General features: G+C 43.2%; 24 protein-coding genes. 6 read left to right on the top strand and 18 right to left on the bottom strand.

Annotated elements, in window-relative coordinates:
• Nucleotides 1-3: 3 nt before the first annotated feature.
• The 11 genes from GTO83_RS04460 to GTO83_RS04410 all read right to left on the bottom strand — a co-directional run bounded on the left by GTO83_RS04460 (nucleotide 4) and on the right by GTO83_RS04410 (nucleotide 7287).
• Nucleotides 4-342 carry a hypothetical protein gene (locus GTO83_RS04460; RefSeq protein ID WP_180871926.1) on the bottom strand — a complete coding sequence of 113 codons (339 nt, stop codon included), beginning with the start codon at nucleotides 340-342 and terminating at the stop codon, nucleotides 4-6.
• Nucleotides 343-368: 26 nt separating this feature from the next.
• Nucleotides 369-707, bottom strand: coding sequence for a VRR-NUC domain-containing protein (locus GTO83_RS04455; RefSeq protein WP_180871925.1), 339 nt, complete (start codon nucleotides 705-707; stop codon nucleotides 369-371).
• Nucleotides 694-1107, bottom strand: a complete 414-nt coding sequence (locus tag GTO83_RS04450) for a helix-turn-helix domain-containing protein (RefSeq protein ID WP_180871924.1) — start codon at nucleotides 1105-1107, stop codon at nucleotides 694-696. The genes GTO83_RS04455 and GTO83_RS04450 overlap by 14 nt, the downstream gene beginning before the upstream one ends.
• Nucleotides 1108-1390: 283 nt before the next feature.
• Nucleotides 1391-2677, bottom strand: a complete 1287-nt coding sequence (locus GTO83_RS04445) for a VapE domain-containing protein (protein ID WP_255463175.1) — start codon at nucleotides 2675-2677, stop codon at nucleotides 1391-1393.
• Nucleotides 2670-3467 (bottom strand): bifunctional DNA primase/polymerase, encoded by a 798-nt coding sequence (locus tag GTO83_RS04440; RefSeq protein WP_180871923.1) that lies wholly within the window; start codon nucleotides 3465-3467, stop codon nucleotides 2670-2672. The genes GTO83_RS04445 and GTO83_RS04440 overlap by 8 nt, the downstream gene beginning before the upstream one ends.
• 67 nt (nucleotides 3468-3534) lie before the next feature.
• A complete protein-coding gene (locus tag GTO83_RS04435) occupies nucleotides 3535-4110 on the bottom strand; it encodes a DUF669 domain-containing protein (protein ID WP_180871922.1) in 576 nt (191 codons plus the stop codon).
• Nucleotides 4111-4123: 13 nt separating this feature from the next.
• Nucleotides 4124-4813, bottom strand: a complete 690-nt coding sequence (locus GTO83_RS04430; RefSeq protein ID WP_180871921.1) for an AAA family ATPase — start codon at nucleotides 4811-4813, stop codon at nucleotides 4124-4126.
• Nucleotides 4810-6210, bottom strand: coding sequence for a DEAD/DEAH box helicase (locus GTO83_RS04425; RefSeq protein WP_180871920.1), 1401 nt, complete (start codon nucleotides 6208-6210; stop codon nucleotides 4810-4812). Before GTO83_RS04425 ends, GTO83_RS04430 begins: the two co-directional genes overlap by 4 nt.
• Before the next feature lie 4 nt (nucleotides 6211-6214).
• Nucleotides 6215-6694, bottom strand: a complete 480-nt coding sequence (locus GTO83_RS04420) for a siphovirus Gp157 family protein (protein ID WP_180871919.1) — start codon at nucleotides 6692-6694, stop codon at nucleotides 6215-6217.
• A gap of 99 nt (nucleotides 6695-6793) precedes the next feature.
• Nucleotides 6794-7039, bottom strand: coding sequence for a hypothetical protein (locus tag GTO83_RS04415; protein WP_180871918.1), 246 nt, complete (start codon nucleotides 7037-7039; stop codon nucleotides 6794-6796).
• 41 nt (nucleotides 7040-7080) lie between these two features.
• Nucleotides 7081-7287 (bottom strand): hypothetical protein, encoded by a 207-nt coding sequence (locus GTO83_RS04410; RefSeq protein ID WP_180871917.1) that lies wholly within the window; start codon nucleotides 7285-7287, stop codon nucleotides 7081-7083.
• Nucleotides 7288-7332: 45 nt separating this feature from the next.
• Between GTO83_RS04410 and GTO83_RS04405 the strand changes: the two genes are divergently transcribed.
• Nucleotides 7333-7830, top strand: coding sequence for a hypothetical protein (locus GTO83_RS04405; RefSeq protein ID WP_180871916.1), 498 nt, complete (start codon nucleotides 7333-7335; stop codon nucleotides 7828-7830).
• A gap of 185 nt (nucleotides 7831-8015) precedes the next feature.
• On the opposite strand, the gene GTO83_RS04400 is transcribed toward GTO83_RS04405, so the two are convergent.
• From GTO83_RS04400 to GTO83_RS04385, 5 genes are all read right to left on the bottom strand, one after another.
• A complete protein-coding gene (locus GTO83_RS04400; protein WP_180871915.1) occupies nucleotides 8016-8255 on the bottom strand; it encodes a hypothetical protein in 240 nt (79 codons plus the stop codon).
• A 415-nt stretch (nucleotides 8256-8670) separates the two neighbouring features.
• Nucleotides 8671-8802, bottom strand: coding sequence for a hypothetical protein (locus tag GTO83_RS10945; RefSeq protein ID WP_255463174.1), 132 nt, complete (start codon nucleotides 8800-8802; stop codon nucleotides 8671-8673).
• 173 nt (nucleotides 8803-8975) lie between these two features.
• The gene (locus tag GTO83_RS04395; RefSeq protein ID WP_180871914.1) at nucleotides 8976-9791 is read right to left on the bottom strand and encodes an ORF6N domain-containing protein; all 816 of its coding nucleotides are present in this window, start codon (nucleotides 9789-9791) and stop codon (nucleotides 8976-8978) included.
• Entirely contained in the window at nucleotides 9792-9995 is a 204-nt protein-coding gene (locus GTO83_RS04390) for a helix-turn-helix transcriptional regulator (RefSeq protein ID WP_180871913.1), read from the bottom strand.
• 257 nt (nucleotides 9996-10252) lie between these two features.
• Nucleotides 10253-10465, bottom strand: a complete 213-nt coding sequence (locus GTO83_RS04385; protein WP_180871912.1) for a helix-turn-helix transcriptional regulator — start codon at nucleotides 10463-10465, stop codon at nucleotides 10253-10255.
• A 146-nt stretch (nucleotides 10466-10611) separates the two neighbouring features.
• Between GTO83_RS04385 and GTO83_RS04380 the strand changes: the two genes are divergently transcribed.
• The 4 genes from GTO83_RS04380 to GTO83_RS04365 all read left to right on the top strand — a co-directional run bounded on the left by GTO83_RS04380 (nucleotide 10612) and on the right by GTO83_RS04365 (nucleotide 12860).
• Nucleotides 10612-10950 carry a helix-turn-helix transcriptional regulator gene (locus tag GTO83_RS04380; protein ID WP_180871911.1) on the top strand — a complete coding sequence of 113 codons (339 nt, stop codon included), beginning with the start codon at nucleotides 10612-10614 and terminating at the stop codon, nucleotides 10948-10950.
• Between the two features lie 4 nt (nucleotides 10951-10954).
• Nucleotides 10955-11341: an ImmA/IrrE family metallo-endopeptidase gene (locus tag GTO83_RS04375; RefSeq protein WP_180871910.1), complete on the top strand. Its 387-nt coding sequence runs from the start codon at nucleotides 10955-10957 to the stop codon at nucleotides 11339-11341.
• A 156-nt stretch (nucleotides 11342-11497) separates the two neighbouring features.
• Nucleotides 11498-12082, top strand: a complete 585-nt coding sequence (locus tag GTO83_RS04370; protein WP_180871909.1) for a hypothetical protein — start codon at nucleotides 11498-11500, stop codon at nucleotides 12080-12082.
• Nucleotides 12083-12164: 82 nt separating this feature from the next.
• Nucleotides 12165-12860, top strand: a complete 696-nt coding sequence (locus tag GTO83_RS04365) for a hypothetical protein (protein WP_180871908.1) — start codon at nucleotides 12165-12167, stop codon at nucleotides 12858-12860.
• Here the strand turns inward: GTO83_RS04365 and GTO83_RS04360 are convergent.
• Nucleotides 12841-13413, bottom strand: a complete 573-nt coding sequence (locus GTO83_RS04360) for a hypothetical protein (protein ID WP_180871907.1) — start codon at nucleotides 13411-13413, stop codon at nucleotides 12841-12843. The two genes, GTO83_RS04365 and GTO83_RS04360, sit on opposite strands and share 20 nt — an antisense overlap.
• Nucleotides 13414-13886: 473 nt before the next feature.
• Between GTO83_RS04360 and GTO83_RS04355 the strand changes: the two genes are divergently transcribed.
• Entirely contained in the window at nucleotides 13887-15062 is a 1176-nt protein-coding gene (locus tag GTO83_RS04355) for a site-specific integrase (RefSeq protein WP_180871906.1), read from the top strand.
• 101 nt (nucleotides 15063-15163) lie between these two features.
• On the opposite strand, the gene GTO83_RS04350 is transcribed toward GTO83_RS04355, so the two are convergent.
• Nucleotides 15164-19495, bottom strand: coding sequence for a PolC-type DNA polymerase III (locus GTO83_RS04350; RefSeq protein ID WP_370524340.1), 4332 nt, complete (start codon nucleotides 19493-19495; stop codon nucleotides 15164-15166).
• Nucleotides 19496-19597: the final 102 nt, after the last annotated feature.

Here is a 19597-nt window from a genome sequence, read left to right as displayed (position 1 = left end):
CGCTTACCCCCACATATATTTAATAGGCTTCCCGTCATCTCTGTCCCATTGCGCTCGGAACTTCTCCAAGATTTCTTGCGCAATTTCGAGCGCTTCTTTTACCGCTTCATCTTCTGGTAAATCATCAGGCAGATAGACCCCGTCATCAACGGTGTTGTATGGGTAATACATATCCACCTGCCACCCTGGCATCGGTTGATGGTTGGGTCCGGTAGCGCGATCTAGATAGCCGACTTCCGCCGGCCATTCCTTTGGCCGCTTGGGATCGATAATCGTAATCTTCCAATAATACGGCCGGACAAACTTAAATTTGCGTTTGTGGCGGGTGATTTCGATTAGCATTTTGTCCACCCCCACTCCGAATAAGGTTAAAATCCATATCCCACCAATCCTTCCTCCACAATTTTGATTGCATCTTCCGGACTGCGGGCAATCCCGTGGATCACCCCGCGCCGGACGAGGAAATCGTGGAACTTAATCTGATCTGGGCGCGGCCGGCCCGTCTTGGTCTTAACCTCGATGTAAAACACTTGGTGATCAGACCAGCGGAAGCCATAAAGATCAAAGTGCCCTTTCGGTACGCCGGTCTGGAAAAACCGGCCATCCGGTAAACGGACCTGGCCCGCATTAACCCGGAATACTGTGCATTGATTGGCTGACAGGGCAACCCGGACGGCGTTCTGAATTTCGTGCTCAGGCTGGGTCATCAGCAGCCCTCCAATCCCGATTATTAACCGTCACGATATGCGCCTTGCTCACCCACATCCGAGTGTAACGTCGTTGCTCACCAGGAGCTGGCATCGTGCAGGCATTGATCTCGAAGAAATCATCGTCGTCTTTCCATAAATCTGGCCGGTCTGGGGTGTTAACCACTCGTCCATCGTCTAACATAATTGAATAAATTACTTTGCGGTCGATTTTTCTTAACCCTAACAACTCATCTAGCGAGCAGTCTAAGGCCTTAGACAGCTTTATCAGTGTCTTAAGCCTTGGTTCTTTTTTTTCTTGTTCATAACAAGAAATTGCTTGAGGTGTAACGCCTAATTGTTTAGCTAATTCTGATTGCATCAATCCACGCGCTCTTCTAATTTCAGCAATTCGATTCATTTCATTATCTCCATTCGCCCACCCCTAACCCGGTGACACTATTTTTTCGATGTGTCACCCCCTTCATCCCTTGTGGCTCTAAGCTTGAACCACTATTGACACTATTTTGGCCGCCACAAACTTTTCTCGGTGCGCTCTTCCTTCCTGGGTATATCTACTACCTACATACTTTTAAGTAAATATACTGGTATAGTGTCACCAAAAACCTTGCAAACGCTGATATATCAACGTTTATAAAGGTGACACTATCGCATCTTTTAGTGGTATTTAGTGTCACCATGTGTCACCGCAAATAACCTCTCCGAGCTTCTCCATTGATTTTCTTCCGCCCCTTCCGCCAACCAAACCGATTGATCATACTGTTGGCAATTTGGTTGGAAATCTTGCGATTTTTGACTAGGTCGACACCTGGGGCAACTTTGAAACCAATCGCCTCGGAAGTTAGGAAATCTAAGCCTGCCCAGTCGTTGACCAGGGCGTCTTCGATCTTGTCTTCTAGCTCATCGGTGTACATAAATGCTTTCCGGTGTTGGTTCAAAGCGTCTTCTTGCTCCTTGGTCAAACCAAAATCAAAACCGGTTTGGTACAAATGCATTGCCTCGCCCCAAAGCTGCTGGACATAATCTGGTTTAAGATCCGTCACTGGGTGATATTGCTGACGAGCCTTGCTGACATGTAGCGGTAGAAAACGCCGTTCCCCAGTTTTGTCTTTGAGGTAATACAACTCATTGGTCGTCCGGGCCATTACGAAATTCTTGGCGAATCGTTCTGCTTGGTGTCCGTATGGCTTCCGATACTCAAACTCCTGTAGCGTGATGAATTTCTTCAAGATTTCAAATGTTGAGTTGTTCGTGGCGGTCATTTCGTCGTCATTGATGATCAACGCTCGACGCATTACCGCAAAGTCGTCCTTATTGTCAAAAGTCGAGAACTGGTCCGTGTAGTAACCACACGGGGCAATTTTTTGCAGGAAAGTCGTTTTCCCCGCCCCTTGTCCACCGACTAAATCAAGGACAAAGTCAAATTTCATGCGTGGATTATGGGCCTTGGCGACCGCCCCGACGAAAAACAGCTTCGTGATTAACTGCGCTGTATCATCTGGAACTACACCCAGGTAATCGTCCATCACCGTATCTAATCGGCCTTGCTGGTCCCACTCTTCCAGCGCGTGATTTAGGTAATCCAACACTGGGTTATAAGCGTGTTCCATTGCCACAACTGTGATAGCACTGCGAATCTTTTTCTGATCGAATAGCACTCCATAACTGGGCGTTTCTTCAATATAAGAAGCAATCTGATCCAAATAAGCATCAACCAGTTGTCCGACTTGGAAATGCAACTTCTGGTTAGGTTTTACAACATCAATTTCGGTCGTGAATTCGTTGAATCGGAAAAGGCCTTTCAATTCCGTATCGTTTTCTAAAATCAGTTCGATATTGACTAGCGAGTTGGTCTTCAAGGCGTCGGTTTTAGCTGACCGGCGCAACTTATTCATCCAACTTCCGTCCCGATTCATTTGGTCGAGTTTCTTACCATTCTCAGCGTCAAACTTCACTATTTTCTCACTCAATCACTTCACCGCCTTTTTCGCGGATCCGCTTTTTGATGATCGAGTTTACCGTCTTCACCACTTCGTTGTCAGGCAACGATGACTCAGTATTCCCGTTAGCTAAGCGGGCCAACTCCAATGCTGCGGCTGATTCAACCCCTCGAAGTAGCAAACCACCAATAAATGCTGCTAAAGCATTGTTCCGTCCACCAGTCGGACCCAACCCATAGGCGATTTGTTCAAACAGCTCCGTCGTTTGAGTGCGTCGTCCAGATTGGTTGTATTCAGTGAGTTGTTGGTTGCTTAATCGTGGTTTACTCTTCGCTTCGATCAGAGCAATCAACTCTTCAGCCGGTGGATTCATCTTTTTGCGATTAATCCATCGATATGGCCGATCATCAATCACACTGGGCGCCACTACCACATAGTTATTGGTGTGGGCCTTAATGTCGACGCCAGGTAGAAAACCGATATTCTGGCTAACCCGTTCCTTGGGTTTCCGGAAAAAAAATTGGAAACCATCGTGGGCTGTCTGCTGGCATAGTGTATCAAACCATTCTGGGTGGCCCAGCTCTTTAATCGCCTTGGTTCCGTCCGCTCCTTCCGAATGCCGATCGACATCAATCACGAAGAACTGATCGGTTTTAAGTGCAATGTTGGCAAAAGGGTGGACCCGCCAAAAATCTTCGATTTCGGTCGGGGTCATTGCCGGTCGCCCCGCAAACTTAATCAATGGTTTTTTACCGAGAGTTGGAATGACGCTAAACCCGCGCTCCGCGTATCGTTTTGCATAATTAACTAGGTTCTGCATTCTTTCACTCCTTTATGATGGGCTTCTCACCCATCTGGTGGATCACGGTCACTGCCGCTTATTTTTTTTAGAATGGGAGATTTTCGTCGGTAACTTGTTCTGTACCGGCATTTTGGAGTTGTTCCATGATTGACCCTTGGTCTGCTGTTGGGGTTTCAATTTGCTTACCTGGGCCAAAGTCATATAACCGGTAAGGGTTGTCTGGATCTTTCCGGTTTGGCCGGGTTGAGATGGTCATCTGCATTGACTTCCCGGTGTACGGTTTGAATAATTGGACAAAATTTTCGTACAGATCAGTTTCATTTCCGTTAAAGTTAGTTTCGGTTAGCTTCAAACCGACCATTTCCGCAATTTTAACGACATACCGAATATTTTGAGCAACGACAAAGTCAGGCAACGGCGAACCATCCTTCTTCTTTTCAGCCAAGCTGATTTGAACAAATTCTTTGCGACCAGCGTGTTCGCCGTCGAAAACTAACATTGTGAACCGCAAGCAGTCCCACCCTGACTTGTACACTGGGTGATCAACCTTTTCGACGATTACGTTGTAGTCCCCAGCTGGTAGATTACTGGACATTTGGGTGCTGTCTTTCTTCGGGTCCCAGCCTTTGGTTGCTTCGTTAAATGCTGCCATTAAACTCATAATTCAATTCCTCCTAAAACATGCCTGTGCATGATTCCAATAGTTTCTTAACTCGTGCGTCTTTAATGTTTTCTGGTTCGTATTTCGTCCGGCGATCAGTAATTGTCCGGGTATACGTATCTGTGCCGAATTTTTCGGTGTGGATCACCAGATCGCAGTTTCCGTTGACGATGTTGTAGTACTTCGTCTTTAGAGACGGAGTTTTCTCCGTGGTTCCAGTTTGTTCGTCAGTGATGGCCAACTCCCGACTAACGTAGATCACGTTCATTGGCAAGGCTTTTAAGTCCATTACGAATTGCTGCAACACGCCGTTAAAAGTGGCAAAGCCCTTCCCGTATGGGATGTCACTTAATGCTTGCACTCCTGCTTCCAGACAAATTGCTTGCTCGATCATGACACAGATGTCGTCGATCACATCGACAATCAGCGTCTTAAAAGTGTGTGGTTGTGACTGCAGCGCCGTGATCACTTCATCGAGTTGCTTGATCGCTGACTGCTCTAACTTGCCGTCCTTGTTTCGGACGTTCCGGATCTGGATGCTGGGTGTACTGCCCTGTTCTGCATTGCCGTCAGTGTTGAGCGACAACGGGTGCGGGAAGAATGAGGCAAAGTAACTTTTGCCGCTCATCGTGGCGCCCCAGATAAAGAAATTGTGTGGCGAGGGCTTTGGGGTTAACGCCTCGTCTTTAGGTAATTGGATCATTTAGCTTTCCTCCTGTTTTTAAATTGGTACCAAGCCCAGCCCGGCTTGTAGCCGTGTAGCTTGGCATAGGCCTGGAATTCATTCAGGGTGTGTAATTCGGCTGGTGTTTTGTCAGCCACGTTTGCCATTAACTGATCTTGCATAATTTTGTGGGCCAATTCTTTGCGTTGCTTGATTGCTTGGGCGTTTTGGATCTCTTGAAGATCGACATTGACGACTTTGTAGTCCTTGCCTTCCGCTTTAAGCTCTGCTCCGCAAAACGGGCATCGATCACTTTTGGCATCATCACGGTAAAACGTCCCATAACAAGACTGGCACTGTGTGATCGCAGGCCCAACATCCCCGCTTATCGAATTGCTACGGCGCTTATCCCGAGTCACAATCGCCTGCTCCCAGTCACGATCGTTAATCGGCAAACCAAAGGTCAGGAAGTTATCGACGTGATCAATGATGATTGCCGTCTTGCCCTTTCGCGGATTAAGACACCGCATCGAGAATTGCAGGTATAAGGCCAACGATTGAGTGGGCCGTGCCATGATGACACAATCGACATTCGGCAAGTCGACCCCTTCGGTAAAGAGGTTGACATTGACCAAGATCATCAACTCTTGGTTCCGGAACTTGGTTACTAAGTCATCGCGAGCCGCTGCTGGAGTATTTCCATCAACTTCTGCTGCACTGATACCAGCTTTGGCAAATTCCCCCATTACCTTTTTGGCACTCTCAACGGAGTGGCAGTAAACAACCGCTTGCTTACCAGCGGCCAAGCGTTGGTATTGCTTGACGATATTGCCGTAGATCTGGTGATTTAACGCTTGGTCCATTGACTCGGTCGTGTAATCACCGTTAGCTTTGCGGAGCTTAGAGCGGTCGATGTCGCCCAAGCCAAAGTAGCGATAAGGCGCTAAAAAGTGATGCTCAGTTAGCCACTTAATTGACTTACCGACAATGATGTCATCCGCTACTTGGTCTAATTGATCATGACCCGTCCGGACTGGCGTTGCCGTGAAAAATAAGACGAAAGCGTCCGGATAAGCCTGCAAGATTTTGACGTAACTCTTCGCTAAAGCGTGATGGGCTTCGTCAATTAGAATCAATTGGGGTGGCGGTAAACGACCCAGTCGGCGACTGAGACTTTGGACCATGCCCATTGTCGCGAGCTCCATCTGCACGGTTTGCTGCTCAAAAGTGGCTACAGCCTGCGCTAGCACTTCTTTCCGGTGGATTACAAACATCACCCGGTTATGCTTAGCAGTCGCCCGCCGGGCAATTTCCGCCATAATGACCGTTTTGCCAGTCCGTGGTGGTTGCTGCACGATGATTCGCCGATGACCTTGCCGCATCGACTGGTAGATCTGGTCGATAGTTTCGGTTTGATAATCACGTAACTTAAACATCGCCCTACTTAATCACCACCGACCGGTTACTTTTTAAGTGCGCCCCTGGTACGGTTTCACCGGCTTTGAGAGCCTTGTAGATACCCGCTTTGTCACCCACAACTTCGGTCTTTGTGACCTTGTAGTCGGCTGGCAGCTTATCAAAATCATCAATCACTGTGGACGCCTTAAAATTCCGGACACTCAATAAGTGATTGTCAGTCTCGACTTTTTTGATCCCCACATTGTCCAATTCGGATATCAGGTATTGCTTCAACCATTGGGCCCGTTGCAGGTCTGCCTTGGCGGATTCGTTCCAGTCCTTAGCCTTAGCTTTCTTACGTTCAGCGCTGGACTGGAGTTCGTCGATCACACTGGCAATTCCGTCAGCTTTGATTTCGATCTCGTCTTTGATGGCGTCGAGCGTATCGACAACTGCTTGTGGGTCTAGATCTTCACGTTCCAGCAGCTCTTTATAGGCATTGCTTAACTCATATAATTTCACGCTTTCCACCCCATCACTTTGTTTAATTCGTCGCCCCAGTAATCCAACCGGCGGAAATACCCGCCGCACTGATCTAAGGCGATTTGCGGCGCCCGGCTTTTAATTAAATGGATTTGCCGGCGAATTGTTAGAATCTGGTCGTCCATAGTGTTGCACCGCCTCCTGTTCAAACTGTTTGGCCATCACAACCAATTCTTCGGCCTGGACTTTAAAGTCGTGGGCCAACTTAAAGTATTCTTCCGCCGTCATCGTGCTAACGTGGGCCCGATCGAGTTTGGCACTCATCAGGACCGCTTTATCTGCCAACAGGCGCCGCAAACGGCTTTCGTTTTCGTTCAATTGCATGGTATAATCACCTCGTAAACTGTTTAGTTATTTAAAGGATCCTAGCGGCCACTAGGGTCCTTTTCTTTTGGTCCGAAGAAGCCGATCTTTTCGGCCCAAGGACTGATTACATAAGCCAGATCAAATCCCATCAAGGGACACCAGGCAAAGATCGCCAGGATCCCCCAAATGGTGGTGTGGCCCATCATCCACGCCCAGGTTAGTTCCGCTCCTAGCGCGGTGTAGATTGCTGCTTTAATTGCTTTCATTGCTTTAATCTCCTGTTACAATTAATTAAAAAACGGTGTTTCAAAATGAATAATCGCTTAAAAATATTATTATTTATAATGATCTGGTTATTGGCATGGGGTGTTTTGATAGGAATAGTTGTTTTTGCCTTAATATCCATATTAAAAACCGTGAAAATTCCTTCGGTTGCTTACTACATCATTACCAAGGTCAACTTTGCTATGCTCATCTTTTCGTCAGTTGCATGTTTTGAATTCATTTTCATGGTTAATAACTTACTGAGAATATTTAGGTTGTCGGTTCTGAAATCTCCACACTCCATCCATTCAGCTGTTGTTTTTTCTATCGTTGTGGCGATGATAATCTCGCTGACCCCAGATCAGTTTGAATTAATAGCGACCGTCATCGCTTTCTTCCTCATCTTTCAACGTTTCTTTCCAACGCCGCTCAATAAATTCGTCAAGCTTTTTATTAGAGTAGATAACTACTTTGTAAATAAAATTCTCGATCCTTTCCGAAAAGATGAAATATCCAAAGAACAAGATCGCAAAAAAGACATTTAAAAATAGATACATGCTTAATCTTCCTTTCTAGCTGGACTAAGGATCACCCCCTCTCAATGTTGCTTCCTGTACTTCGGTTTCAAAAACAGCGGCCGATCGCGTTCATAGAACGAGCTATACGCTAATGCATACAGCAGACACAATGCGATGATTAGAACCGGTAAAGTAATTAAGAATTCCATTGTCTATTCCTCCTCCCTAAGGTGTGGATCCAGCAGTTTCTTTCGCCGTTTCTCCGACATAAATCGGAGAAACGCTTGCCATTTATCCTCATCAATAAACGTCCGCTTACCAGTCGGGCAGATAATGGCATCTCGATATTCGGGATAAGATCGGCAATCATCTGCCCAGGCGTAGAATGTCTTGTCCTTAATGCCATAATCGGCACAGATTTCTGGAACGGTCTTCCACGAATTAGCCATCATAATAATCAGCTCCTTTCAAGATGGTTTTTTCTTCTGCTCTTTGCTCATTCTCCTCACCTCACTGCTATACTTAATCAAGAAGCTCAAAGAGGAGGCAAACATACAATAATGAAAACGGTTAGAAAAGAGAGACGCCTTTTAAGAAAGCTAATACACTTATCCAAGACTACAAACAACAAGATTTCTGTCGATGATTTACCAGTCAGTCCTAATAACTATTACTTAAATCAACTTGTCGATAAAAAACTTGTTATCCCTTCTTATCAAAATTCCAATCCCTTTACAGATGGGCCAGATTACTTTGAAATTACCAAGCAAGGTAAACATTACTTTGAACTTCGATACGAAGATTTAAGAAGTCTTTTATTTAGAAGTGTCTACATTCCGATAATCGTTTCTTTCGTTACAACATGTATCACATTAGCCCTAAGGCAATGGCTACCGCACTTGTTAGGGTGGAAATAATGATGCTGACAATAATCGGTACAACATATTCCCAAAACACTTCTGAATGCCAGAAGTGTTTTTTCTTTCGCTCTTTGCTCATACTCAACCTCCTAAATCGTCTGCCATACTTGAAGTCATCTCCTAATGATCGGGATAAGTTCGGCATTCATCTGCCCAGGCGTAGAATGTCTTGTCCTTAATGCCATAATCGACGCAAATTTCTGAAACCGTCTTCCATGAATTAGCCATCATGGTGATCACCTCTCCCTTCACTCAATGTTGGTTATCCTGTTTAGTGCCTAACTTAATAGCCTTTAACCCTTCATCGGAATAAAGCCACTGAGGTACTTCTTTGTCGGAATATCGTGACTTGCTGTTAGACCAGCGGCCGTACTTGTTTTGGCCCGGTTGGGGAGCTTTAATTTCCAAATGGTTGGCAATTCGACCAACCTTATTTGGCGTAATGCCAAGTTGCTTTCCGACCTCAGTGGCACTGTACTCTTTACGCTTTAACACCGGGATAGTCATCTCACCTGTCAGCTCTTTGGCGGCCCGAGCTAGGAGCGCCTGACGACCAGTTTCAGACTCGGTTGCCATTGCGATCTTGTACATGATGTTGGCTTTACGAGTGGCAGCATTATCCTCCATGATCGAAAGACGACGTTGCTGGATCAGGGATGGCTCATTATTCTTGATAGCCACTCGCATATTGAAGTAGTTATCGACCAGCTGGTCATAAATATCCCAGGCCTTATCATCATCAAGGATCTTTAACAGCTTGGCATAACCACGTTCACTTAAGAGGTAAATGTTATTAGAACGATTAATTTGGTTTTGATTAAAACCGAGGTCGTTCAGAACGACCACGAATTTTTGTGATGATAAAAGATCAATTACGTCAATTCCATCTTTGAAGCGACGGCGATTACGATTGATTAGCTCATTGACACGTTTAACTGTTGAACTGTGAATTTTCGCAATGTCCTTAACTAGCATTGCCTTCTTGTCTTTACCAAATCCACCTTCGATTCCGGTGAATTCAATCTTGCCAACGTGTTCCTTACCAATAACTTTTAATTGTGTTGTCATTTAGTTTTCCTCCTTTGCTAGACGTAACAGGTACTGCGGTGTTGTGCCTAAGTAATCGGCTACCGCTTGAAGTGAAGCAGCTCCTGGCATTGAATTGTTCCACTTGGAAATGGATCCGTTGCTAAAACCAAGGTCCTTTTCAATCCGGTAAATTGACTTGCCGTTTGTTTTAGCAACTTTCTTGATTGCTGTATAGACTGACATGTTTGTCCTCCTTTCTTTATTTTCTAAGAAAATACTCTCATGCATTGACATAGCGCTGGAAGAACATCGCGAAGCGCGCAGACGTTGGTTTGGCGAACACTGGTTATCACCTTTCTTTACTGGATTCATATCTGGAGCGTTGATTGCTACAGTAACTTCGTTACTACTAAAGTGACTGCCACAACACCAAGAATGAATCCAAGGATCCAAGCGGATTGTTTCATCATTCCTTCGCCTCCTTCTACTTAAAGTTATAGTTAAGGACGAGAAAAAACAATATCGCTAACACTCAATCCATAGATATCAGCGAAGCCTTTGGCAAATCCAATTGGTGTTTCTTCAGGATTTGCTTCATATTTCATCACTCGTTGCCGCGAAATCGCCATTCCAAAGTAATCGGTTAGCTTTTCCGCAGCCTGAGCTTGAGTTAAACCAGCGTTAACTCGAGCTGCCTTTAATGTAAATGCCATTCGTTTTCCTCCTTTCGCTTGACTGTGATTAAACTATACCCCAACTTTAAGTTGTGGTCAACACCTAAAGTAATAATTTTTAGACTTTTTGTTGAGAAAACCACACATTAAGTTATATAATTATATGTGCAAAGGAGGTGATTGAAATGTCAGAAAACATTATCTCCAGTCAAATCAAAGCCTTCCGAAAAAAGAGAGGTTGGACACAAGTACAATTGGCCGAAAAAATGAATGTATCCACCCAAACAGTTTCAAATTGGGAAAACGGGATTAAATTCCCTCGAATGGGAACTCTTCAAAAATTAGCAGATCTATTTGGAGTGGAAGTGGGCGATATAACATCTAATCCCAATCAATCAATTCTCAATGGTCTCTCAGTCGACGAAGCCGTCGACAACCTGCGGGCCTACCAAGGCAAGCCCATCAGCGACAGTGAGAAAGAAGTCCTGAAAGATATTATTAAGGGTTACTTAGACCGGAGGTAGGCGCATGGAAGATCTAATGGAATGGTTAATCAATTATGCTTTTGATCACCATATCGGGGTCCAGCTAACCAGTTACTTGCAGCCACATACCCCATCGACCAGCTACGGGGATTATCGCTTAGTGGTGGTTAATACTCGTTGGTATAAACATAACGAGGTCCCCTTCTCACTGGCTCACGAAATCGGCCATGTGATTAACGGCGATCGTGGCGTGCACGCTTATACAGCAACGGCAGAGACCAAAGAGGAGCACGCCGCTAACGTCACCGGGATTAAGCTATTGCTGGCGTACTGTCGTGAGCATGATATCTATTTTGACAATCCTGTGGTATTCTGCCAGCAATTTGGGGTGCCATTGGAGTTGGATTATTTAGTTTCTGGGATTATGTAAGCGGTCACTATAGTATTGACAATCGTTAGATTTGAGGTTAATACATGACTATAGATCAAGTTTAGTGGCCCTGGGAGTAGGTGCTAGACTAACAAAGCCTCGAATCTAACGTTTCATCGTTAAGACTTCGGGGCTTTTGTTTTTTAGGAGGAACAGTTGGAAAATTCTAAGCCTTTCAAAACACTTAAAGTACTTCTGCAAGATATGAATTTTCCAGATGGATACGAATTAATCTTACGTCCAAACACTGAAGACGTTAAAAGCTACTTGGGAGGAATTATGATAAAAAAACCGGCTTTAGCTATTGCCATTGCAGCTACGAGCTTGGGCTTGGTAGCGTGCGGACACTCGACTACAAAAGACAGCCATTCTGTATCATCGAGCAGCTCAAATAAAGTTGTTAAGCACCATCACAAAAAACGCCACCAAAGGTCTCAGAGTTCGTCTGCATCCTCATCGAGTTCTACCAACCAGGCTAATCATCAATCCCAGAGTCAGGCATCGAATGTTCAGTCCACTCAATCTAGTGAGAGCTCACAACCGGCCGCATGGAGTAGTCAACAGCAGACTCGTAATCAAGCCGCCCAAAATGGTGGACCCACTACCGAGGACCAGGCCCGTGCGATGCTGGGCGGTGCTAACGGCGACCTGCAGGCAACGAGGACATCCAATGGCTGGACATTTTCAGGAGACGGCTATACGGCTACTGTCGGGGATGACGGGAGTGTGGAGCATAACTAAAATATTCTATATTGTAAAAGATGGAATTACTCGTCTAAGCCCTGATGGCGTTAAAAACTGATAAATATCTGGAGGAATTTCAATGAAATCACTTACTATTTACAACTGTACTAATTTTAATATTACCGATTCAGTTTCTATTCTTGAAGAAACAAAGACAGATAATACTAACGAAAATGCTGGTAGCATTTCGCCAAACGGTAGTTCCCTAATAATTTCTAGTAAAACGTTTCTTCCTTTTTCTTGTGTTTACAACGTAAAGGTCAAACATGATATTTTAGCCTGGATAAATGGTGCTTATCAACCAGCACCTATTTATAAAGAAGCCAATAGTTTCCCTGCATTCTTTTGCAATGATAATAATTTACTAATCATTGTAGCCCCCACACCTATCGCCAAGGGATTCACAGAGGCACTAAAAGCAACATACCCAGATAAAGTTAACATTAGCGGCCCCTTAAATTTTGATTTTAATAAAATAAAAACATTCGAGAAACATGCAAAAGGTTTATACTTTGCCGTTGATGAAGACACAATTACTTCAAAGCATTTCTTCGGAACCGGTGTTGAAACGGATGACGAAGCCGCTGATGCAATAGATAATGAAAAAGCAACATATCTTATTGCTAACATTGATGTTCTCGGTAAAAGCAGAACAATTGGTTTTTCCAAAAAAGGCGCTCTTGTCTTATACAGTAAACCATCAGATATAGACAAAGAGCGACCATATTTAGAATTAGCTATAGAAACACTATTAACTACCCAATCCTTGAAATAGGGACATAGTTAGATAACACCTCTTCTAGCTCATCTTTCGTAGCATTTTGAACAACTAATTTATGTGGGCTTATTTTTATCTTCATATTATTCTCCTTCAAATTAATAGAAAACATTTCTTTGGAATCAGTTTGAATGTGTTTAAGGATATATTTATAAAATGGATTGTATTTTACCAATCGTATATTTGCAGAAAAGAAAGAGTTATTTAATTTAATGTTCTCATTTTTGGCCTTATCAAATAATTTGGGTGAGTTTACATTAACTAATTCTATAAAGTCAAAGAAGTATTTTCTCGCTTTTTTAGAGTCTTTATAAGAAGTTGAAGAATCGAACCTAACTTGAAAAAGATAACTGTCTTCTTGTAATACACAATAAATTTTTACTGTAATTGGCAATCCATTCTTTTCGTAACTAATAATTAATTCATCATCTTTCCTGTTAAAACGAGCTAAATCTAATTTATCTTTTAACAAATCATAAAAGTCACTGTAAAATTCAGAGAAGCTAAAATCTATATCAAAATATTTTCTATAAGAAACTGACCATGACACTGTTTCACCACTTAACAAGGCCCATATTCTTTGTACATAGACGAATACCCAGTTCCAATTATTGTATGCATAGATTATGAATGTACAAGTTAAGGGAAAAATATACGTAGCTTTCTCTATAAATTTATTATTTACTTTCGGGTCAAAAATTGAAAGCAAAATAAGAACTGCATAACAAGTCATCACTATAATTGTCCAAATTGTCTTTCGAATATTTTTCACAAGAATCACCTATCTCATTAAATCAATTTATTATAGCATATTGTATATGCTTCATATTCCAGCATCTAGTTAGCAAATTAATAGATGGCATCAATCATAACCATTTATTCTGTCCAAACCCTGATGACATAAAAAGCTGGTAAATGAAAAAAGCCCATCCCCTACTGGCATAGGAGATGGGCCGAGGGTTGATAAAGTATTGGCGTACACTATCAACCCTTTCATTATAGCAAAATAATGGAGGGATAACTATGTGGATTGAACAACGTTCTGTGCATGGCAAGGTTCGGTATTGTTTCATTGAACGGTACAAGTCATCACTAACCGGACATTATCGCCGGGTATCAGTGACATACGGTAAAAAGACTCCGCAGGTAGTTAAAGCTGCCACCCGAGAGCTAGAGGAGAAAATCCAGAAGGCCCTCGCAGAAGAAGGCCAGGCTGTCCGTAAAATCACCATGCAAGAACTGAAAACCAGATTTTTAGATGGCTACGAGAAACAGGTTCGATATAATACCTACCACAATGGTGAGATTTTTCTCGATGAGTTTGTTAAAGCCTGTGGACCAAGTACTCGTCCAAGCGCCATTACAACTGTGTGGTTAAACCGTTACTTTAACGATCAGCTATACCGCGATAAACGTCCTCTGACCAATGGGACAGTTAAATCGAAGAAGGGCGCTATTAATCTGCTTTTCAATTATGCTGTCAGTTTCGGCTTTCTCAGCGAGAACCCTATGGATAAGGTCAGGATAACGTGGAAGGACGAGACCGCCCGGCGCCGGGATGAGATTGAAAATAAATATCTCACCATAGATGAATACCACAGTATTATTAATGATTGCATCGATCGTAATATGCAGTACTACGCTGATGCTTTTCAGTTACAATTCTTAACTGGAATACGGTTCGGTGAATTGTCTGGTCTGCAAGTGAACGACATAATCAAAGAAAATGGCAAAGTCTACCTAAGAATCGATGGCACAATGATCTGGAAAAAGAAGCCTTATCGACATTTTCTTTCTCATGAACCTAAGACGTACGCTGGTTTAAGAACCATCACCCTTTCCCCTATTGCTGCTAATATAGTTGAGCAACACGCACGAGGAAAAGATGAGAACGCCCTACTGTTTGCCATCAATCAGACGGCAATCACATATGATCAACAGAAGCCCCTTAATATTAATAATGCTAATCAATATCTGAAACGGGCTGCTGAACGACAAAAAGTCGACAAGAACGTCACTACTCACTATTTCCGTCATACCCACGTATCCGTCTTGGCTGATATGAATGTGCCTTTGCGAGTAATTCAGAAACGGATTGGCCATGCTAACGGTGATCTGACAGTCAAAATTTATCTTCATGTTACGAAGAAAACTCAGGAAGATTTTGAAAATCGGATCAGTGAAATTGACCAATACTAAAAAAAGCGATGCTGAAATCAATCAGCACCGCTTAATTTTTGCCCATTTTGTGCCCATTTGGGGGCTTACAAAATCGACGTATTAATTTTATTATTATATAATTACAGGTCAGAGAACAGATCAAGTTGGTTGCTATCTGGAAGCCCGTCCAAAACGCGATTTATAGTCATGAATTCAATCAAGGTCTTAGAAACCTTTCCCCGTTCCGCCAAGTCTTCTTTGGAGATAAACGGTTTTTCTTCTCGAGCCGCCACAATTTGCTTGGCAACATTTAACCCAAGGCCTGGAATGGCCCGGAATGGAGCAATCAAGGTTTTACCATCCATTAACCAATCACTGGCATCTGAACGTTCAATATCAACCATCTTAAACGAGTACCCCCGTTCAAGCATTTCGTTAGCTAATTCCAAGATTGTCATTAAATTCTTTTCTTTGGCTGAGGCTTCGTTACCTTTATCAGCAATTTCTTTAATTGCCGCTTTAACCGAGCTCTTTCCGTGCGCCATGGACACCACATCAAAGTCATCTGCTCGGACAGAGAAGAAGGCAGCGTAGTAAGTTAAGGGGAAATAAACCTTAAAGTATGCAATCCGCAAAGCCATCAAAACATAAGCTGCGGCGTGAGCTCGGGGAAACATGTACTTAATTTTTAAGCAAGAATCTAAGTACCATTGTGGTACCCCTACTTCGAGCATTTTAGCTTGCCATTCATCTGGAATTCCCCGCCCTTTCCGCACATGTTCCATCACTTGGAAAGCAGTTTCTGAGTCCAGTCCGTAGTGAATCAAGTCGGTCATGATGTTATCCCGACATCCAATCACGTTGGCAATTGTGGCGGTTCCTTGCTTAATCAATTCTTGAGCGTTATCCAACCACACTCCAGTCCCATGAGAAAGACCAGAAATTTGAAGTAGTTGTGAATAATTCTTCGGGTGCGTATCTTCCAACATCCCTCGCACAAATCGCGTTCCAAATTCAGGTAATCCTAAGGTACCAGTCTTGGAATTGATTTGCTCTTCGGTCACACCTAAGGCTTTAGGACTAGAGAAGAGCGACATTACCCCTTCATCATCCATTGGTATCGTTATTGGGTTAATACCTGACAAATCTTGAAGGGCCCGAATCATCGTGGGATCATCGTGGCCTAAAATATCCATTTTTAGTAGGTTGTCGTGAATTGAATGGAAATCAAAGTGAGTTGTTTCCCAAGCGGCGGTTTGATCATCAGCTGGGTATTGAACCGGCGTAAAGTCATAGATTTCCTTATCATCTGGAACAATAATGATTCCAGCTGGGTGTTGGCCAGTCGTCCGTTTGACCCCAGTAGCCCCCTTGGCTAGCCGATCCTCTTCAGCACCCCGGAACTGTTGATCAGTATCCCGCTCATAAGCTTTAACATAACCATATGCCGTTTTATCCGCTACCGTCCCAATTGTTCCAGCCCGGAAAACATTCTTTTCCCCGAACAAAACCTTCATATAGTTATGGGCAATTGGTTGATAGTCTCCAGAAAAGTTTAAATCAATATCCGGTACCTTGTTTCCCTTAAAGCCCAAGAAAGTTTGGAATGGAATATCATGACCATCCTTAATCATTAAGGTTCCACATTCAGGACAGTTTTTATCGGGTAAGTCAAAACCGGAACTATACTCCCCTTTAGTGTAAAAGTGACTATATTGACATTTTGGACAACGATAGTGCGGCGGTAGGGGGTTAACTTCAGTAATCCCAGAAAGTGTTGCCACCACACTCGAACCAACGGATCCCCGAGAACCAACCAAGTAACCGTCCTTATTTGACTTTGCTACTAGCCGTTGAGCAATTAGATAGTGGACCGCAAAGCCGTTTTTAATAATACTGTTGAGTTCTAGTTCAACCCGATCTTTAACCAATTTGGGGAGTGGATCACCATACCAAGCCTTGGCCGTATCCCAAGTTCGATCTTGAATTTCTTGATCAGCTCCCTTCATGTGAGGAGCGTAAAGTTTATCTTGAACCGGATGAAGTTCTTCAATTTGATCAGCAATTTTATGAGTATTAGTAACCACAATTTCTTTTGCTAAATCATCACCCAAAAAACTAAATTCACCGAGCATTTCATCCGTCGTTCGGAAGTGAACATCTGGCCGGTGAGTCTTATTTAAGAAGTTGGCTCCTCCTTGGGAATTAATTAAAATTTTCCGGTAAATTTTATCCTCAGGGTTTAAGTAGTGAACATCTCCAGTAGCCACAACTAGCTTATTTACCTTTTGTCCTAGCTTAACCATGTTCTTTAAGATTTCTTCTAGCTGGGCTTGATCTTGAATTACTCCTTCTTCAAGAAGGGGCGCATAATTTGGCTTAGGTTGCACTTCAATGAAGTCGTAGAAGTCAGCTAGTTTCTCGGCCTCTGAAAAACCTTTTTGCATCATCGCAGTAAAGACTTCTCCACTAGCGCAAGCCGTTCCTAAAAGCAAACCATCCCGATATTGAGTTAAGACACTTCGCGGAATCCGCGGGACCCGGGCAAAGTACTTGACATTACTGAGGGAGACCAACTTGTAAAGATTCTTCATCCCCGCTTGGGTCCGTGCTAAGATCGTCACGTGAAATGGCCGAGCATGCCGATAAGCCCCATTTTCGGTCATATGTTTATTTAAGTCATCAACATATTGAACTTTGTAGCGATCTTCTGCATCCTTTAAGAAAAGATGTAATAAATGTCCAGTTGCTTCTGCATCGTAATTAGCCCGGTGATGGTGTTCCAAAGCAACCTTGAATTTCTTACTTAAAGTATTCAACCGGTACCCGCGCATATTGGGGTAAAGAAAGCGTGCTAGCGGTAAAGTATCAATAACTGGATCTTCAATTGGAGCCATCCCATGACGTTGATAACCAACATCCATAAAGCCTAAATCAAAGGAAACGTTATGCCCAGCAATGATTGCGCCTTGGTAGAAGTCGCGAAACATTTGGAAGACTTCTTCTTCTGACTTTGAGCCGCGAACCATATCATCAGTAATACTCGTTAACTCGGTAGTTTGAGGTTTTAATGGGAAACCTGGATCAATAAATTCATCAAACCGATCTAAAACTTCACCATTTTTCATCTTAACGGCGGAAAGTTCGATTACCCGGTCGAAGATAGCGGAAAGTCCCGTTGTTTCCACGTCGAAGATTACATAAGTTTGGTCCTTAAGTAGACGGTGATCTTCGTTATAAACCATTGGTACTCCGTCATCAACGACGTTTGCTTCCACCCCATATAACATCTTAATTTTTCCTGCAGACTTAAAAGCTTCAGGGAAGGCCTGCACGTCGGCATGATCAGTAATCGCCAGAGCAGGCATTCCCCATTTAATGGCTTGTTTAGCATAATCACTAATGGAATTTGTCGCATCCATTTGACTCATTGTTGAATGAAGGTGTAATTCGATTCGCTTTTCATCTTCAGAGGCGTGATCTTGCCGTTCAGGGTGATTTACCTGGTTAATATCATAAGCATTTAAGGTTAAATCTTTCATGAAGGTATCTTCTTGAACTGAACCGCGGACCTTAATCCAATCTCCTTCGTTCAACCCGTCAAACAAGGCTTCGTCTTCTTGATTACGGGAGAACTTCTTAACAACAATTGAGGAAGTATAGTCGGTGATTTCTAAAATCATCAATTGCCGACCAGATCGTAATTCTTTGATCTCTTTTGAAAAAACGTAACCTTCAACAACTACCGACCGTTCTTCATCCACAATTTCCTTCATTGGGGTTAACTCAATTTGAGGACTAATTGTTTTCCCAATCACAACCGGGCCATCCACTGGAGTTGGCGCGCTAACGCCACTACCTGAATTACTCTGTTTTGCCTTATTCGCCTGCATTTGGGCCATTGCTTTTTTTACCAGTTCAGCGTCTTGTTGTTTTTGCCGTTCTTGCAATTCCTTCTCGCGAGCTGCGGACTTTTCAGAATCAACCGTTGCATGGAGGGTAAACGCCGGAAAACCAGCCTTTTGATAAGCTGTCATGAGTAATGGGAAAAACCGTTTTTCAACAAATTCCTTTATTTTTTCATTTGCTAAGGGAACTACTACCCGTTGGTCAACCAGCTTGGGCAAAACGCGATCAGCAATTTCTGCTGTCATTGTAGTTTGCCCCAAGGCTTGAGTTACCAATGGTCGCCAATAGTCACCAATCAGCTTTTCATTCAAAGTTTCAGTAGGCGTTTTGATATTTAAATCAACGTTTGCTTGAGCCAATTGATAAAACGAAACTCGTAAAGCCTGATAAAAGCCTTGGTAAGTTGCTGCTGGTAAAATATTGGGAAAACTTAAATGAATCTCCCAAACTCGTGATTGCTTATGGACCACGACTTCATCGACTTGCCCCGCTTTTAAATCAGGAGTGGAATAATTAATCTGTTCTAAAAGTTTAGTAAACTTTTCTTCTGGACTTAATTTCAAAATTTTTCTCCTGTTTTTCCTAGTCAAAATTAGGATTAAGACCATTATTTTAGTTATTAAAAATCATAAACATTAAAAGGCTGGGAGAAATCAATTTTCTTC

The organism is Lactobacillus sp. 3B(2020), from assembly GCF_013487845.1.
Taxonomy (GTDB): Bacteria; Bacillota; Bacilli; order Lactobacillales; family Lactobacillaceae; genus Limosilactobacillus; species Limosilactobacillus alvi.
Note: the sequence above shows the minus strand (reverse complement) of the source record. Positions and strands in the feature narration are given on the sequence as shown.

Coding starts and splice junctions, on each gene's coding strand:
- GTO83_RS04460 (WP_180871926.1), bottom strand. CDS start 342: ATGCTAATCGAAATCACCCGCCACAAACGCAAATTTAAGTTTGTCCGG.
- GTO83_RS04455 (WP_180871925.1), bottom strand. CDS start 707: ATGACCCAGCCTGAGCACGAAATTCAGAACGCCGTCCGGGTTGCCCTG.
- GTO83_RS04450 (WP_180871924.1), bottom strand. CDS start 1,107: ATGAATCGAATTGCTGAAATTAGAAGAGCGCGTGGATTGATGCAATCA.
- GTO83_RS04440 (WP_180871923.1), bottom strand. CDS start 3,467: ATGCAGAACCTAGTTAATTATGCAAAACGATACGCGGAGCGCGGGTTT.
- GTO83_RS04435 (WP_180871922.1), bottom strand. CDS start 4,110: ATGAGTTTAATGGCAGCATTTAACGAAGCAACCAAAGGCTGGGACCCG.
- GTO83_RS04430 (WP_180871921.1), bottom strand. CDS start 4,813: ATGATCCAATTACCTAAAGACGAGGCGTTAACCCCAAAGCCCTCGCCA.
- GTO83_RS04425 (WP_180871920.1), bottom strand. CDS start 6,210: ATGTTTAAGTTACGTGATTATCAAACCGAAACTATCGACCAGATCTAC.
- GTO83_RS04415 (WP_180871918.1), bottom strand. CDS start 7,039: ATGCAATTGAACGAAAACGAAAGCCGTTTGCGGCGCCTGTTGGCAGAT.
- GTO83_RS04410 (WP_180871917.1), bottom strand. CDS start 7,287: ATGAAAGCAATTAAAGCAGCAATCTACACCGCGCTAGGAGCGGAACTA.
- GTO83_RS04405 (WP_180871916.1), top strand. CDS start 7,333: ATGAATAATCGCTTAAAAATATTATTATTTATAATGATCTGGTTATTG.
- GTO83_RS04400 (WP_180871915.1), bottom strand. CDS start 8,255: ATGATGGCTAATTCGTGGAAGACCGTTCCAGAAATCTGTGCCGATTAT.
- GTO83_RS10945 (WP_255463174.1), bottom strand. CDS start 8,802: ATGAGCAAAGAGCGAAAGAAAAAACACTTCTGGCATTCAGAAGTGTTT.
- GTO83_RS04395 (WP_180871914.1), bottom strand. CDS start 9,791: ATGACAACACAATTAAAAGTTATTGGTAAGGAACACGTTGGCAAGATT.
- GTO83_RS04390 (WP_180871913.1), bottom strand. CDS start 9,995: ATGTCAGTCTATACAGCAATCAAGAAAGTTGCTAAAACAAACGGCAAG.
- GTO83_RS04385 (WP_180871912.1), bottom strand. CDS start 10,465: ATGGCATTTACATTAAAGGCAGCTCGAGTTAACGCTGGTTTAACTCAA.
- GTO83_RS04380 (WP_180871911.1), top strand. CDS start 10,612: ATGTCAGAAAACATTATCTCCAGTCAAATCAAAGCCTTCCGAAAAAAG.
- GTO83_RS04375 (WP_180871910.1), top strand. CDS start 10,955: ATGGAAGATCTAATGGAATGGTTAATCAATTATGCTTTTGATCACCAT.
- GTO83_RS04365 (WP_180871908.1), top strand. CDS start 12,165: ATGAAATCACTTACTATTTACAACTGTACTAATTTTAATATTACCGAT.
- GTO83_RS04355 (WP_180871906.1), top strand. CDS start 13,887: ATGTGGATTGAACAACGTTCTGTGCATGGCAAGGTTCGGTATTGTTTC.